Raw genomic sequence first — 16155 nt, 5'->3', positions numbered from 1 at the left:
TCAGGAGGTTAAGGGCTTAGGCTTTATCTCTTTTATTGGACCGGATTTCAAGAGCAATTGACGCAGACTGTAAAAAGCACCCTGTTTCTGCCCTTTGAGAAGGGGGAAATAGACGTTCCGGAAGCCGGGGAAACGGCCTTGTTTCTCGGGGCGGAAACCCACCCTTTCCTGCGGGAATTTGCCCGGATAGATTGTTGCCAGTTCTGGCGCGCCCCGGCCAAAGCTATGGAAGCTGCCGGGTATCATGCTGCGCAAACGTTTCCCCCGCCGGAGCGTCAGGGGACCTATGCGGCTGTCCTTTGCCTCCTGCCAAAGCAGAAAGAGGAAGCGCAGGCATTTTTAGGCCAGGGGGCGCTGGCATTGTCCGACAGCGGAATTTTGGTGGCCGCCGCGGCCAATGACGCGGGCGGCGGACGGATTGAAAAATGGTTCAGGGAGATGGGCTTTTCATCGGTCCGGTATCTCTCCAAGCACAAGGCGCGTGTCGTCTGGGCGCAAAAAGACTTTTTGGAAAAAGGAGAAACGGCACAAAAATGGGCGGCGCAGGGGCAATTGCAACAGATAGCCATAGAAGGTGAAACCTGTTTTTCGCAACCCGGACTCTTTGGCTGGAACCGCATTGATGAAGGTTCGAAAATTCTCAAGGACTATTTGCCGGATAATTTGTCCGGGGTCGGGGCGGATTTCGGGTGTGGATACGGGTATCTGGCACGGCAGGTTTTGACTAAAAACCCGGGCATTGGAAGGCTTTATGCGCTGGATGCGGATGCGCGGGCGGTTCAGGCGGCGCAGAGAAATCTGGAAGGCTTTCCGGTCGAGGCGAAATGGGAAGATTTAACAACGCCGGTCTCAACGTTGCCACTGCTGGATTTTATTGTCATGAATCCGCCTTTTCATGCAGGGAAGAAAACGGATCAGGATACAGGGCAGGCTTTTATCCGTACGGCACGTACGGCTTTGAAAGCGGGCGGACGCCTTTTCATGGTGGCCAATGCGCATTTATCGTATGAGAGATGTCTGGAAGACATGTTTTCAGACGTTCAAAAACACGCCGAAAAAAGCGGCTTTAAAATTTTTGAAGCATGTGTTTAAGACAAAAAAATGAAACATATCAAAGCCATCATCTGGGATCTGGATAACACGCTCTACCGGTTCGACGAAATGTTCGTGCGGGCATGCAACGTGGCGGCCGCACGTACGATCTGTACCCTGGTAGATGATTTCACTTTTGAAGAAGCGCTGGTTTTGGCGGAAAAATCTTATGAGCAGCATGGCTATAGCGGCTACTGTTTTATCGAAGACAAGAACGTTGAGTATAGCGACTATCATTTTCCTTTTCATGACGCCATGGACGAAAAAATTCTGGGGCGCAATGAAGACATGTGCGCAGGGCTGGAGCAATTAAACCTTCCGCAGGCGATCGTCACCAATGCATCCCGCGGATGGGCGCAGCGCGCACTGTCGCATCTGGGGCTCAAAGAATGGTTTCCGGACGAGGTTATTTTTGCACTGGAAGATGCGGACTTCCAACCCAAATCGCGCAGCACACGCCCCTTCGAACTGGCGCGGGAAAAACTGGGGCAACGCGCGGAAGACATTCTGGTGGTCGAAGATTCCCTGCGCAATCTGACCGTGCCAAAGGATATGGGGTTTCAGACGGCGTTCATTCATCATGGAAGCAATATTAAACATATTCCGGATTTTGTGGATTACGCGTTTCCGGATACGGTGGCGCTTTTGAAAGAACTGGCCGCATGACGGCCTTGCCGTACCCCCACAAACCGCAACAGGGCCTTGAAAAGGTCACGTTTAAGTCTTTAATCCCGCCTGAAATTCTGCCATAAAGACCTCCATGCGCTGGATCGGAACATTATTTCTGTGGCTGTTTTCGCTGGGCTTTTTGGGGCTTATCGCGGGAATCGCCTTTTTTGGCTTTGTCCTTTCCTATTACAGCAAGGATTTACCGGATTACAGCCAGCTAAAAAATTATGAACCGCCGATCGTCACCCGCATTTATGCCGGAGACGGTCGCCTTCTGGCGGAATATGCGAAAGAAAAACGCATCTTTGTGCCCGTTGAAATCATTCCCGATACGGTCAAACAGGCGTTCCTGTCTGCCGAAGATAAGAACTTCTACGACCACAAGGGGGTAGACACATTTGCGGTAGTGCGTGCGGTTATCACAAATTTACGCAATTCCGGCTCCGGAAAACGGCTGGTGGGGGCCTCCACGATTACGCAGCAGGTGGCCAAAAACTTCCTGCTCACCAACGAGGTGTCCTATGAGCGCAAAATTAAAGAAGCCATTCTGGCCCTGCGCATGGAAAAAGCCCTGTCCAAAGACCAGCTTCTGGAACTTTACCTGAACGAGATTTTTCTCGGAAAGCGGGCCTACGGCGTGGCGGCGGCCGCGCTGACCTATTTCGATAAACCGCTGGACGAACTGACGCTTTCCGAGGCGGCCTATCTTGCCGTTCTGCCGAAGGCGCCCAACAATTACCACCCCATCCGCAACCATGATGAAGCGCTGGCACGGCGCAACTGGATTCTGGACCGGATGGCGGAAGACGGTCATATCACGCAAGGACAGGCCGAACTGGCCAAAGCCACACCGTTGGAAATGAGAAAACCCGCCGAAGACAGCCATGTCAGCGCCCCCTATTTTGCCGAAGATGTCCGGCGCGAGCTGGAAAAACAATACGGTCCCGAAAGCCTGTATAAAGGCGGCCTTGCCGTGCGCACCTCCCTCAACCCGGCTTTTGAAGACATCGCCCAGCGGGCTTTGCGGGAAGGGCTGATGGAATACGATAAGCGCCATGGCTGGCGCGGTGCGATCGAACATTTTGAGGACATACAGGACTGGACTGCAAAACTGGCAAAAACCAAGAAGCCTGACGGAATGCTCAAGAACTGGAGAATGGGCGTCGTCCTGAAAACGGATGATGAAAAAGCGGCCATCGGTTTTGGTGCCGGAGAAGACAAGCGCAACCTTATGCTGGAAGGGCTTGCCTGGGCGCGGAAATGCTTACAGGAATGCTATGCGCTCGGTCCCGAAATTACCTCCCCCGAACAGGTTCTTAAAACAGGGGACGTGATTATGGTCGAGGACATAGAAGGAAAACTGGTCCTGCGCCAAATCCCCAAAATCCAGGGGGCCATTATTGCACTTGACCCCCATACGGGACGCGTTCTGGCAATGGATGGCGGCTGGCAGCACGGAAGCTCCGTTTTCAATCGCGCGACGCAAGCGCAAAGGCAGCCCGGCTCCGCCTTTAAACCCTTCGTTTATCTCGCCGCGCTCAGCGAAGGCTTCACCCCCACCACGCGGGTTCTGGACGCTCCTTTCGTCATTGAACAGGCCCCCGGCGATTTCTGGCGCCCCACCAATTATTCCGGTGAATTTTACGGCCCGACTCCTTTACGCGTCGGAATCGAAAAATCACGGAACCTGATGACCGTCCGGCTGGCCGACCACATCGGCATGGACAAGGTAATCGATATCGCCACACGTTTTGGCATTGCCGACGATATGAAACCGTTCCTGTCTTACGCCCTTGGCGCCGGTGAAACGACCCTGCTGCGCCTGACGACCGCCTATGCCATGCTGGTCAACGGCGGCAAGAAAATTACGCCCACTTTTATTGACCGGATTCAGGACCGCCATGGCAAAACCGTCTTCAAGCACGATCAGCGTCCCTGCCCCAATTGCGGCACCCTTATTCGCTGGGAAGGTCAGAGCGTTCCCCAGATTCCTGATGAACGTGAACAGATTGTCGATGAACGCAGCGCCTATCAAGTCGTTTCCATCATGGAAGGCGTCGTTCAGCGCGGTACGGCCCGCAGCCTTAAAGACCTTAACCGGCCGCTGGCCGGAAAAACAGGTACCACCAATAAATCCAAGGATACCTGGTTCATCGGATTTTCACCGGATCTGGTGGTAGGCGTTTTCGCGGGCTTTGATGATCCTGTTTCTTTGGGGAAACGCGAAACAGGGTCTTCCGTTGCCGCGCCGATTTTTAAAAAATTTATGGAAGAGGCATTGAAAGACACGCTTCCAACTCCGTTCCGCGTTCCGCCCGGCATTAAACTTGTGCGCGTCAACGCCGCAACCGGACGGACCGCGATGCCCGGAGACGAAAATGTGATCTGGGAAGCTTTTGTCGCCGGCACGGAGCCAAATCTGGATGAATATGTTCTGGATACGGGCGTGATTTCCGGCGGCGGGCTAAACGATCCTTATGAGGAAGACCCTTACGGCTATGACCAGTTCGGCTATGGCGATTATTCGGGCACGTATGAGGAAAACAACAACGATCCTCAAAACAGCCGTTCCTATGACGACAGCCCTTATAACGGGTACACGCCCTCTTACGGCACCCACGACAGCAACGACCCTCTGAATTCCTTCAGCCGGGGCAACACAGCGCCTTCCACCGGAGGGCCGGCACAACAACCCGCCCGCCCGACAACGAACGACCCGGCCTTTACCGGAACAGGCGGCTTATACTAAGAATGTTGTGCCGGGAAGACAATTGCGTTACAAAACTCCTGTCTTAAGCGAGGAAAAACATGGCTGATTTTCACGAAAACTTCACCGAACACAAAAAAGTCGAAGGTCCGTCCAACCGGAATTTCGGGTTCACCGTGGGCGGTATTTTCGCGGCCATCGGGACGCTCAAAGCCACCCTGTCTGGCCTTGGTCTTTTTTCCGGCGCCTTTTTATTGATTGGCGCCGCCCTGCTGACAGTGACCGCCATAAAGCCCGACCTCCTGACGGGAGCCAACAGCGCATGGATGAAACTGGGCCTGCTTTTATTCCATGTTGTGAACCCGGTGATTATGCTGCTGATGTTCGCCGTGTGCTTTGTCCCGGCAGGAATCATCATGAAACTGGTCGGTTACGATCCGATGCACCGGACATTCGATAAAAAGGTCAAAAGCTACTGGATCAAAAAGGAAGGGACGGATTTACCCGCCCCCATGAAATATCAGTTCTAGGAGAAGAAAAATGGATTTTTTAAAAGAACTCTGGATGTTCCTGAAGGTGCGGAAAAAATTCTGGCTCCTGCCGATTCTCTTCATCATGGTTTTATTCGGCGGCCTGATCGTCCTGTCTCAGGGCAGCGCCATCGCTCCGTTCATTTACACGGTATTTTAGGATGGAATTTGTTGTGATTGGATATGACGGAAGCGATGAGAACGCGCTGGCGCGGCGGATGGCCGCCCGCGAGGATCATATCGCTTTAAGCGCAGAAATGGCCAGAGACGGCCACCAGAAAATGGCGGCAGCCCTTTTAGACGATCACGAAAAGATGACAGGTTCCGTGATAATTGTGGACTTTCCCTCCCGCACAGAACTCGACGCATGGCTTGAAAATGAACCCTATATAAAAGGCCGTGTGTGGGAAAAAGTTCACGTCTATCCCTGCAAAATTTCCCCCGCTTTCCAACAGGTCAAACAAAAATGATTGTTCTTGGCATATCCGCTTTTTATCATGACAGCGCCGCCGCGATTATCCGTGACGGCGACATCATCGCGGCCGCGCAGGAAGAGCGATTTACAAGATTAAAACACGATGCGGGCTTTCCAAAACAGGCGATAGGATTCTGCCTTGAAAAGGCTGGCGTAAGTCTGGATGAGGTCGATAACATCGTCTTTTTCGAAAAACCGTTTGCAAAGTTCGAGCGGCTTTTGGAAACCTATCTGGCCTTTGCCCCCCGCGGTTTTCAGTCTTTTAAAACAGCCATACCGCTCTGGCTCAAAGAAAAGCTGTTTCAAAAATCCATGCTCACGGACGAGCTGGCAAAAATAGGAAGCGACAAAAAAGCCCTTCAGAAAAAACTTCTTTTTGCCGAACACCACCAGAGCCATGCGGCCAGCGCCTTTTACCCTTCCCCCTTTGACGAGGCCGTCGTCCTCACCATGGACGGCGTTGGCGAGTGGGCCTCCACGTCCGTTGGCGTCGGAAAAGGAAACAGCCTGAAGATTGAAAAGGAAATCCATTTTCCCCATTCACTGGGACTGCTTTACTCCGCATTTACCTATTACACAGGATTCAAAGTCAATTCCGGCGAATATAAAATTATGGGTCTGGCCCCTTATGGGGAGCCAAAATATGCCGGTTTGATCACGGACCATCTCATCGACATAAAGGAAGACGGGTCCTACCGGATGGATATGCGCTACTTTGATTATGCCACCGGCCTGACCATGACGAATGAAAAATTTTCAGATTTGTTCGGCGGGCCGGCGCGCGACAAGGAAAGCGAGATCACCCAGCGGGAAATGGATCTGGCCGCGTCCGTTCAGGTCGTCACCGAAGAAGTTATGCGCCGGATGGTCCGCAGCCTGGCGCAGGAATATCAAGGGATCGACAATCTGTGCCTGGCGGGCGGAGTTGCGCTGAACTGTGTGGCCAACGGAAAAATCCTGAAAGAAAAAGCGTTCAAACGTATCTGGATCCAGCCCGCCGCCGGAGATGCTGGTGGCGCGCTCGGCGCGGCATTGGCGGCATATTATTTACATCACGGCAACCCCCGCAAAACATCCAACCAAACAGATGCCATGAAGGGATCCTACCTTGGACCTTCTTTTGACGATGCGGATATTGAAAGGCGGTTAAATAAAATCGGCGCAAAATTAAAACGTTTTTCCAACGATCAGGACGTTTTGAAATTGACCGCGAAAGCCCTCGCCGAGGAAAAGGCCGTGGGATGGTTTCAGGGCCGCATGGAATTCGGCCCGCGTGCCTTGGGGGACCGCTCCATTCTAGGCGACCCCCGCTCTCCTGCTATGCAAAAAACGCTGAATCTCAAAGTGAAATACCGCGAATCATTCCGGCCTTTCGCACCATCCGTCCTGCGTGAAGATATCGCCGAGTGGTTTGACCTGCAAGAAGACAGCCCCTATATGCTTTTGGTTGCGCCGGTGAATGACAACAAATGCAAAGAAATGAGCGAAGAACAAAAGAAACTCTTCGGCATTGAAAAACTCAATATTCCGCGCTCCGATATTCCGGCCGTGACACATGTCGATTATTCCGCGCGCGTGCAAAGCGTTCATACACAGACCAACCCGAAATATCACGCGCTGATCTCAGAGTTTAAAAAACTGACCGGATGCCCCGTGGTGGTCAACACGTCATTCAACGTCCGGGGCGAGCCTATTGTCTGCACCCCTGAAGATGCGTTCCACTGCTTCATGGGAACAGAAATGGATATGCTGGTGGCCGGCAACTGCGTTTTGTACAAAGAAGAACAAGACCAGGCCCTTGCCGCAGATTACAAGGACGCCTTCGAGCTGGATTAGGAATGTCAAACGCCCTTTTTGACACGCACCCGAAACTCACTTTAGGTTTTTTTGTGCTGTTTCTCCTGCTGCTGCTGGCGGGGCTAAGCGAGATTTTCCTGCGCTTTATCGTAAGCTATGACATTGGCTATTATACCGCCGTGAAAAAACAGGGAAAATATGAATATCCTTACGGCACAATTTATATGAATGAAGCGGGTTACCCCGATACGGCGTTCGACCTCGGGTCTTCCAAAAAACGCATCGGTTATTTTGGCGATTCCGTTGTCTTCGGCGTCGGGGCAGGGGCCGGACACCGTCTTAGCGATTTGCTGGAGGACAGATATCCGGCGTTTGAACACTGGACTTTCGGCATGATTTCCAACGGCATTCAGGATGACAGCATATTGCAAAAAGCCCGGGCATATAATCTGAACACGGTCGTTTACGCGTTTAACCTGAATGATATCCTTCCGCGAACCCCGCATAAAAATAAAGGCGAAGGGGTTTCCGAAAACGGCCCCTTCCTGTTTCAGACACAAAGATGGATTGGAACCAATCTGGACGGCCTGCTGCGGGGGCGGTCCTATCTTTATACGGCCCTGCGCACCGTCGCCAAAAACATTCTTGTCCGTCTGGGATATAGCACAACAGGCTTCAGGGCCGCCGAATTTTTTCCGTCTGAAAACCTGCCCCTTATCCAGGAAGTCGCAGGGCGGATCAATGATATGGCCCGAAGTCTTAAAAAAGAACATATAGATTTTTGCGTGATCCTTCTTCCCTATGAAATGCAGATTTCACGGGATGCCGAAAAAACATATGCCGCGCTCGGAATCAAATGGGAAAAGGGATTCGAAGACGGATCGACACAGGATATTTTGAAAAAAGACCTGAACATAAAATACATCTATGACGGACGGGACGCCTTTACAGGCCTGAAAGACACAATTCGAACGGGAGACTATTTTGTCTATAACAAAGGCGATAAAATTGATTTTAACCACCCCAACCGCGAGGGGCACGCCCTTCTGACCAAAGGCTTCATCCAAAGCCGTTCCTGCCCGTTTTTGAAATAAGGCTTAAAAGGAAAATTCTTTTTCAACGGCCTGACCGCGATTGACAAGAGTCACGATAACTTTTTTTCCAAAAAGTTTTTCAGTCAGGTTTTCTATCCCTTCCGGAGCGTTGATTTTAAAGAGCGCGCGTTGAGACTCTGTTTCATCCGGTATGATTTCCGGCGGCGAACTTAAAGAGATCCCCGGCGCTTCGACGATGATATCAGCCCCTTCAAACCCCTGCTGCGCCCAAGCCGTTAGAATAAGAGAGTCTTTTCCTAAAACGGCCGTATCCAGACGAAGCGTCTTCGTGTCTTTTTTGGAAGGCAGCGCGGCAAAAACCTCCCTCACCGTTTTTTGATGATCGCTTCCAAGAGCGGGTCCTTTTGGGATTACCAAAGAAACAGACAATGTTTGCGGAATACAGATTTTATTGCAGGCTAAAATCTTCATCTCCAGAGACAAATCAACCGCCGCCCCCTGACGTTCCGGCGTTATGGTTAGGGGCAAAAAAACTTCATCCTCATAGCCGTAACTATACATTCCAAAAGCCTCAAAACGCTTCGGAGGCAGCCATCCAACTTCAACATTTTTAACGTTCCCGGAGCCGGACCAATCCATTTCCGGTGCCAGACCCGTATCGCCGGGGCTGCGCCAATAGATGTGCCAGCCTTTTTCCAGCGTGCCTTTCAAAACGGCATCCAGTTGCTCCAGCGTGCCAACCCCTGTGACGGAAGGCAAAAAAACGGCGTGCATCGGCCGGGCCGCCTTCCCTTCCGATGTCCCTTGCGCCAAACCGGCCGGAGACAAAAAGAAAAAAAGCCCCAAAAGCCCTGTCCATCCCAATATTTTCACGCTTAAGTATCCTTGCTTTTCAAACCCGATTTTGAAATGATACGCAGCATGGGAACCAAAGACAAATCCTATCTGAAAGGCCAGCTTCTTCTGGCCATGCCGCAAATGGGCGACCCGCGATTTCACCGCTCCGTCATTTATGTCTGTTCGCATGATACCAAAGGGGCCATGGGGCTTGTGGTGAATCACGTTCTGCCGGGACTGAGCTTTAAATCCGTTCTGGAACAATTCGACATTACGCCCGACAAAAAAGTGTCTGAAGACCTCGCCCAAAGGCCCGTCCTTATGGGAGGCCCTGTTGAAAATGTCAGGGGGTTCCTGCTCCATGATAAAAATTTTATCACTTCCGACACAGTCCATATAGACGGCACTTTCAGTATCAGCAGCACGCTTGTAGCGCTGAAAGCTGTCGCCCGTGGAGAAGGACCGGACCATATGCTTCTGGCATTGGGCTATGCCGGTTGGGAAGCACAACAACTGGAACACGAAATTCAGGAAAATGCCTGGTTGACCGCCCCGGCGACGGAAGACCTTCTCTTTCATACCGCGCCCGATTTGATGTGGGACAAGGTTATGGCTTCTATCGGGATCAACCCGGCCATGCTTTCCGGCGCCGCAGGAAGGGCGTAACCATATGGAAAAAAAAATTCCTGAAAAACAAAAAGGGGTGACCCGCCTCGCAAAAGCCCTGACCCATTCTATCAACGGATTTAAGGCCTGTTTCCGCACGGAAGAGGCCTTTCGTCAGGAAGTTGCCCTTGCGGCCCTTCTTCTTCCTGCGGGCCTCTGGCTGGGAGAAAACGGGCTGGAAAAAAGTCTTCTGGCCGGCAGCGTTTTTATCGTCCTGATCGTTGAGATGTTAAATACGGCTGTCGAGCGGGCCATTGACCGCATCTCCCTGGACCATCACCCGCTTTCCGGCGAAGCCAAGGATATGGGATCGTCCGCAGTCTTGCTGTCCCTGATTCTGATGGGAGCCGTCTGGACGCTGGTCCTGTTTTTTTAAAGGGAAGAAGCTTAAGGAAAAAGATTAAACCGCCTCAATAACAACATCCGCTTTTGCCATGGGCGGCTCATCACTCAGGGTCAGGTGGAGGCGGGGCGTTTTCCCTTCGGGCGTTAACGCCTGCAGCCGCCTTAAGGCCCCTCCCGTCAGAACCAAAGAAGGTTTTCCGGCCTCATCGTTGATCACGCCGATATCGCGCATATAAACCCCCTGAGAAAACCCCGTTCCCAGTGCCTTGGCACAGGCTTCCTTCGCCGCAAACCGTTTTGCATAGGTGGCAATATATGTGCCTCCCCCCCGGCGCGTTTGCGCCTTTGTGCGTTCTTCGGGCGTAAAACACCGCGCAACAAAACGCGCCTCAAACCGGCCGAAAATTTTCTCCAGCCGCCGCATGTCCAGTAAATCCGATCCTGTGCCGATAATCATTTTTGTATTTACGTTTTTTGACCTGTAACTTCTTTGGCAACTTTGTGCACTTTTCTTTCAATCCTTTTACGGCGGGCGGTCCGCGCCCCTTTTATCATGTAATAGAAGGTGTAGTAAAAGGCCGGAAACGTGACAACGGCGCATATATACCCCCCCACCAGCATAGGCAGATAAATCTTCATAGGCTGGTCCATCATTTCTTCCATCGGCACAGGATCCGGCAGTTCATGAAACAAACCGCCATATCCCAAAAGCTCGAAAACAGCTTTTCCAACCTGATAGGAAATCCAGAACAAAACCGGAAAGGTCCAGGGGTTTCCGAAGAGGGATCCCAGAAAAGACGCCAGCCAGTTTGCCCGCAAAATCCAGCAAAAAAAGACGCATTGAATCAAATGCACGCCCAAAGTCGGCGTCCATGAGACAACACAGCCAATGGAAAGTCCTGCCGCGATTGAATAGGTTGAATCGGGAATGCGGATAGCACGGTGCTTTAAATACCGGAGCGTCCGGCCCCACCCCATCCGCGGCCAGATAATATTGCGCAAGCGCGCCATTCGGGACAAAGGTTCACGCCGTTGAAAAAGCATTTTTTAACGTCCCCTTACCGCCCTCTCGCCCGGTCCACCGTTGCAATTTCGGGCGTCGCGCGTAAAGCCGCAATCACATTGTGCAAATGCTTCGTGTCCGTCACATTGACGTCTACAATCATATCCCAAAAATCAACGCTGCGATTTGTAATTTTTAAATTCATGATATCCCCGCCGTTCTTGGCAATCACGGTCGAGATCGCCCCGAGAGAGCCGGGCCGGTTGTTCATGGTAATAATCAGCCGCCCGACCTGAAGCTCCGGCGCGTCCGCTCCCTCTCCCCATGAAACATCGAGCCAGCGCTCCGGCGTGTCCGCAAACGTCTCCAGCGTTTCACAGTCAATGGTATGAATCGTAACGCCTTTTCCTGTCGTTACAATCCCGACAATCCGGTCTCCCGGAAGCGGATGGCAACATCTTGCAAAATGCATCGCCATGCCCGGGATAAGCCCCTTGATCGGCAGCGGCGTACTTTTACCGCGTGTCCGGGAGAGTGTCTGCACTTCTTCGTCATTATCTGTTTTGGTTGCTTTTTTCTCGCCATCAAATTTATGGCCGGGGAAAATGGCCCGAAACACATCCCGGGCAGCAAAATGGCCGGAGCCGATATTCGCATAAATATCATCCACCTCCTCCACCCGCATTTGTTTTACAACACCGGCAACCGCTTTTTCCGTAAATTCATAATCTTCCTGTTGAAAGATTTTTTTCAGCATGGCCTGCCCCAGCGTAATATACTCCCCGCGCTGCTGCTGACGCACATAGCGGCGGATATGGGAACGTGCCTTGCCCGTTACCACAAAACGCTCCCATGTCGGAGAGGGATTTTGCGTCTTAGCCGTAATGATGTCTACCTGGTCGCCGTTTTGCAGCTTTGTGTTCAGCGGCGCAATCCGGCCATTAATTTTGGCCCCGACGCATTTATCCCCCACGCCGGAATGGATAGCATACGCAAAATCAACCGGCGTAGAGCCGCTTGGCAGCTCTATGAGATCCCCGCGCGGCGAAAACACATAGACCTGCTCCTGAAACAGCTCCAGTTTCGTATTCTCCATGAAATCTTCAGGCTTTTGCTCTGAATCCAGAATTTCCAAAAGCTCCCGCAGCCAGCGGTATTTCTTGATATCCTTAAGATCCGCTTTTTTCCCGCCCTTTTTATAAGACCAGTGCGCCGCTACGCCGAAATCGGCCTCTTCATGCATTTCCGCCGTCCGGATTTGAATTTCGATGCGCTGGTTTTCCGGGCCTATCACTGCGGTATGAAGAGAGCGGTATCCGTTGGGCTTGGGCGTCGAAATATAATCCTTGAAACGGCCCGGCACCGTCGAATAGTGGGAGTGAATAACCCCCAGCGCGTGGTAGCATTCCCCTACCGTCTCCACCACAATGCGGAAAGCCATCAAATCGGAAAGCTGTTCAAAGGCAACGTTCTTACGCTGCATTTTTTTCCAGATAGAGTAACGGGTCTTTTCGCGGCCGGTAATTTCTGCCTTAATCCCTTCTTCCTCCATCCTTTGCTTAAGGGATTCTATAATCTTTTTGACAAGCCCCGTCCCTTCCTTGCGCAAAAAAGACATCCGGTTTGACAGGCTTTCCCGCGCTTCCGGGTTTAAGTGCTCAAAACACAAATCCTCAAGCTCTTCTTTCAGATCGTGCACCCCGATCCGCTCGGCCAGCGGCGCATAAATTTCAATTGTTTCCTGCGCAATGCGAACGCGCTTATCGGGCCGATCGGCAAAATTATGGAGTGTGCGCATGTTATGAAGCCGGTCTGCCAGCTTCACCAGAAGCACGCGAATATCTTCCGACATCGCCAGAACCAGTTTCCTGAAATTCTCCGCCTGTTTTCCCTGCGCGCTCTGGCTTTCAATCTTGGTCAGCTTGCTGACCCCGTTGACAAGGTCCGCAACTTCTTTCCCGAACTTTTCTTTTAAATCGTTATATGTCGCGGGCGTATCTTCCAGCGTATCATGTAAAATGGCTGTGATAATCGTCGGCAAATCCATCCGCATATCTGCCAGAATGCCCGCCACAGCCAGCGGGTGCGTGTAATAGGGTTCGCCGGAAATACGCGTCTGGCCCTGATGCATTTCCTTCGCAAAATCAACGGCCTGCACCAAAGCCGCCTCATCCACATCGGGAGAGTAGGTTTTTATTTTCTCAAGAAGCTCTTCTTGCGTCGTCATGCAGTAATTTTATCCGCTTTTTGTGTTAAAGAGGGCGCTGTCAGCGTAACATGTGCACACACCAAAATCACGCCAAAAGCAAAAAGGGGCCCCTGAAATAACCCATAAAAAAAGGCCGGAACTTCCGGCCTCTTAAATATTTTTGGACAGAAACGGGAACCGCTACGCCTCCGATACGCCCGCCATGCTTTTTAGCGTAGGCTCCTCTGCGCTATCAGACATTTCCTCATCGTCGTCGTCGTCATCTTCCAACATTCCACCATGAGCGGAGAGCGTTCCCCACTCTTCTTCCCCGTCCATCATATCAATCACGTCTTCGTCGTCTTCATCAACGGAGATGATGCGCTGTTTCCCGAGGATAATGTCCTCTTTCAGCGCTTTAACATCCACGGTTCCTTCCGCGATTTCACGCAAGGCGACAACCGGATTTTTGTCATTGTCGCGATCCACGGTCAAAAGGGCGCCGGAGCCGATCTTGCGGGCACGCTGCGCAGCCACCATGACCAGTTCAAAGCGGTTTTCAAGTTTTTCGATACAATCTTCTACGGTAACGCGGGCCATGTCTGCTCCTCTATTCCTTAGATTAGAGCCGCTTTATAAGCATTTCCTTTGACAAATGCAAGCTTGATCTTAAAACTGTGCCCCATGACGCATGCTCCTTCGCCAGATTGCTCCCTTTGCCCGCGATTGGCGAATTTTCGTGCTGAAAACCGCCAAAAATTCCCGGATAAGTTCAACGCCCCCGTTCCTTCGTTCGGCCCCGAAAATGCGCAGCTTTTGGTTGTAGGGCTGGCCCCCGGCCTGCGCGGAGCCAATTTTACAGGCCGTCCCTTCACCGGCGATTACGCGGGAGAGCTTCTCTATCACACGCTCCTGAAATTCGGGCTGGCCAGGGGAACCTATAAAGCGGATCCGAATGACGGCCTGACGCTTGTCAATTGCCGTATCGCAAATGCCGTGCGGTGCCTGCCGCCGGAAAACAAGCCGACAGGGGAAGAAATCAAAACCTGCCAAACGTTTCTGCACTCCGAAATAGAGAACCTGCCACACCTCAAAGTTATCCTTGCGCTCGGCCTTATCGCCCATAACGCTGTTTTGAGAGTGGCCGGCGCAAAGCTCTCCGCCCATAAATTTACGCATAATGCGCACCATGATATCGGAAACGGCCTGACCTTATTCGACAGCTATCATTGCTCCCGCTACAACACCAATACGGGCCGCCTGAGCGAAGAGATGTTCCACGCCGTCTTTGCGCATATAAAAAGCAGTCTGGAAAACTGACTTTATTCGGCAGCTTTCGGCACGGCATCGGAGGAAACACCTCGGATCTTTCCCAAAAAGCCCGAAACCTGCTGCTGCAATTCCGCAGACAATTTTGAAAGCTCATTTGCAGCTTCCAGAACAATTCTGGAAGACTCGCCCGATGAACTGGCTGTTTCCTTAACGGAGAGAATGCTTGCAGAAACCTGCTGCGTTCCTACGGAAGCGTCCGAGACACTGCGCCCGATTTCAGCCGTGGCCGTATTCTGTTCCTCCACAGCCGCAGACATGGACCCGGCAGCCACATCTATATTTTTTACACTTTCGATAATACTCTCCATCGCGCTGGCGGAGCCATGGATAGCCTGCTGGATACGCGTGACACGCTCGTCAATCTGCTCCGTCTTTTGTGCCGTCTCGTTCGCCAGCTTTTTGACTTCGTCCGCCACAACAGCAAAGCCCTTTCCAGCCTCTCCGGCACGGGCGGCCTCAATCGTCGCGTTCAGCGCCAGCAAATTGGTCTGCTCGGCAATATCCTTGATGGACCCGACAACCTCTCCGATCGATTCGGCCATACTCTGCAATTTATGCACCTCCTCGCTTGTGCTCTCCGCCTCTTTCGCCGCATGGCCGGCCATGCCCGCGACCGTATTGATTTGCTGCGAAATTTCCTGCGCGGAAGAAGAGAGCTCTTCCGCTGCCGCCGCCACGGTTTGAACATTGGCATCGGCCTGTGTTGCGGCAGCCGCTACCGTATTGCTGATTTCCGACGTCTGCTCGGACGCGCGGGTCATCTGGGATGCCGTTTCCTGCATATTTTTGGAAGACTCCGCCAGCAACATAATCAGGCCGGCAATACGTTCTTCGAATTCATCCGCCAGTTTGTCCATCTCCGCTTTCTTTTCCCTTTCGGCCCTTTCTTCCAGACCGCTGCGCTGGCGCGCCTCCATCTCCATCTTGGCAATGGTGTTTTTTTTCATGACCCCCACTGCTCGGGCCATTAGTCCCAACTCGTCGCCCGAATCCAGATAGGGAACGTCGACGGACATATCACCGTCTGCCAGACGGTCCATAATATCTGTCAGGTTTTCCATCGGTCCGACAACTTTGCGGTTGGTAAACCAGAAAAAAAACAGCCCCACGCAAAGCAGTGTTGAAATCGTGGCCACACTGCCCCACGTCACCAAAAAACCCATAAAGGAAACACTGCCTGAAAGAGCCTCAACATCCGGGATAAAGACCTGGGTCGTAACCTCCTGCCATTGCCGTTCGAAGGCGCTCAGGGACCGCAGGACAAACACGGACATAGCCGCGCCGCCGAGAGCTACCGCCATCAGACCGACAGAAACGGTCATGCCTAAAAGCTTAATAGATAAAAACTTTGTTGCGTTTGAGACGGCCATGATTTTTCCTGTGTTTTCCCCGATTCCAATCCTGAAAAGAAATACACAGATCTACGCCGTTACCTTCATGCAGGCTTCCCACTATAGAC

Annotated in this window: 17 protein-coding genes; 11 read left to right on the top strand and 6 right to left on the bottom strand. The window is 52.2% G+C overall.

What is annotated here, in order from left to right:
• The first annotated feature begins 57 nt into the window (after window positions 1-57).
• The 8 genes from H6853_02640 (at window position 58) to H6853_02605 (ending at window position 8364) form a co-directional block, all read left to right on the top strand.
• A complete protein-coding gene (locus tag H6853_02640) occupies window positions 58-1092 on the top strand; it encodes a methyltransferase (GenBank protein USO04188.1) in 1035 nt (344 codons plus the stop codon).
• A gap of 9 nt (window positions 1093-1101) precedes the next feature.
• Window positions 1102-1758: an HAD family hydrolase gene (locus H6853_02635; protein ID USO04187.1), complete on the top strand. Its 657-nt coding sequence runs from the start codon at window positions 1102-1104 to the stop codon at window positions 1756-1758.
• 94 nt (window positions 1759-1852) lie between these two features.
• Entirely contained in the window at window positions 1853-4510 is a 2658-nt protein-coding gene (locus tag H6853_02630) for a penicillin-binding protein 1A (protein USO04186.1), read from the top strand.
• A gap of 59 nt (window positions 4511-4569) precedes the next feature.
• The gene (locus H6853_02625; GenBank protein ID USO04185.1) at window positions 4570-4998 is read left to right on the top strand and encodes a hypothetical protein; all 429 of its coding nucleotides are present in this window, start codon (window positions 4570-4572) and stop codon (window positions 4996-4998) included.
• 10 nt (window positions 4999-5008) lie between these two features.
• Window positions 5009-5158 (top strand): hypothetical protein, encoded by a 150-nt coding sequence (locus tag H6853_02620; protein ID USO04184.1) that lies wholly within the window; start codon window positions 5009-5011, stop codon window positions 5156-5158.
• Between the two features lies 1 nt (window position 5159).
• The gene (locus H6853_02615) at window positions 5160-5468 is read left to right on the top strand and encodes a hypothetical protein (GenBank protein ID USO04183.1); all 309 of its coding nucleotides are present in this window, start codon (window positions 5160-5162) and stop codon (window positions 5466-5468) included.
• Window positions 5465-7309 (top strand): carbamoyltransferase, encoded by a 1845-nt coding sequence (locus H6853_02610; GenBank protein USO04182.1) that lies wholly within the window; start codon window positions 5465-5467, stop codon window positions 7307-7309. Before H6853_02615 ends, H6853_02610 begins: the two co-directional genes overlap by 4 nt.
• Window positions 7310-7311: 2 nt before the next feature.
• Window positions 7312-8364 (top strand): hypothetical protein, encoded by a 1053-nt coding sequence (locus H6853_02605; protein ID USO04181.1) that lies wholly within the window; start codon window positions 7312-7314, stop codon window positions 8362-8364.
• 3 nt (window positions 8365-8367) lie between these two features.
• Here the strand turns inward: H6853_02605 and H6853_02600 are convergent, their stop codons facing one another.
• Window positions 8368-9198, bottom strand: coding sequence for a hypothetical protein (locus H6853_02600; protein ID USO04180.1), 831 nt, complete (start codon window positions 9196-9198; stop codon window positions 8368-8370).
• A 36-nt stretch (window positions 9199-9234) separates the two neighbouring features.
• On the opposite strand from H6853_02600, the gene H6853_02595 reads away from it, so the two are divergent.
• Together H6853_02595 and H6853_02590 are read left to right on the top strand one after the other, a co-directional pair.
• Window positions 9235-9828, top strand: coding sequence for a YqgE/AlgH family protein (locus H6853_02595; GenBank protein ID USO04179.1), 594 nt, complete (start codon window positions 9235-9237; stop codon window positions 9826-9828).
• A gap of 4 nt (window positions 9829-9832) precedes the next feature.
• The gene (locus tag H6853_02590) at window positions 9833-10204 is read left to right on the top strand and encodes a diacylglycerol kinase (protein ID USO04178.1); all 372 of its coding nucleotides are present in this window, start codon (window positions 9833-9835) and stop codon (window positions 10202-10204) included.
• A gap of 24 nt (window positions 10205-10228) precedes the next feature.
• Here the strand turns inward: H6853_02590 and H6853_02585 are convergent, their stop codons facing one another.
• The 4 genes from H6853_02585 to H6853_02570 all read right to left on the bottom strand — a co-directional run bounded on the left by H6853_02585 (window position 10229) and on the right by H6853_02570 (window position 13964).
• The gene (locus H6853_02585; protein ID USO04177.1) at window positions 10229-10630 is read right to left on the bottom strand and encodes a holo-ACP synthase; all 402 of its coding nucleotides are present in this window, start codon (window positions 10628-10630) and stop codon (window positions 10229-10231) included.
• A gap of 8 nt (window positions 10631-10638) precedes the next feature.
• Window positions 10639-11217 carry a DUF2062 domain-containing protein gene (locus tag H6853_02580; protein USO04176.1) on the bottom strand — a complete coding sequence of 193 codons (579 nt, stop codon included), beginning with the start codon at window positions 11215-11217 and terminating at the stop codon, window positions 10639-10641.
• A gap of 14 nt (window positions 11218-11231) precedes the next feature.
• A complete protein-coding gene (locus H6853_02575) occupies window positions 11232-13403 on the bottom strand; it encodes a bifunctional (p)ppGpp synthetase/guanosine-3',5'-bis(diphosphate) 3'-pyrophosphohydrolase (protein ID USO04175.1) in 2172 nt (723 codons plus the stop codon).
• A gap of 162 nt (window positions 13404-13565) precedes the next feature.
• A complete protein-coding gene (locus H6853_02570) occupies window positions 13566-13964 on the bottom strand; it encodes a DNA-directed RNA polymerase subunit omega (GenBank protein USO04174.1) in 399 nt (132 codons plus the stop codon).
• Between the two features lie 84 nt (window positions 13965-14048).
• Between H6853_02570 and H6853_02565 the strand changes: the two genes are divergently transcribed.
• Window positions 14049-14684, top strand: coding sequence for a uracil-DNA glycosylase (locus H6853_02565; protein ID USO04173.1), 636 nt, complete (start codon window positions 14049-14051; stop codon window positions 14682-14684).
• Between the two features lie 2 nt (window positions 14685-14686).
• Here H6853_02565 and H6853_02560 read toward each other — a convergent pair whose 3' ends face one another.
• Window positions 14687-16066, bottom strand: coding sequence for a methyl-accepting chemotaxis protein (locus H6853_02560; GenBank protein ID USO04172.1), 1380 nt, complete (start codon window positions 16064-16066; stop codon window positions 14687-14689).
• Window positions 16067-16155 lie beyond the last annotated feature (89 nt).

Source organism: Rhodospirillales bacterium, from assembly GCA_023898765.1.
Lineage (GTDB): Bacteria > Pseudomonadota > Alphaproteobacteria > Micavibrionales > Micavibrionaceae.
This window is presented reverse-complemented; position numbering and strand designations above follow the sequence as displayed.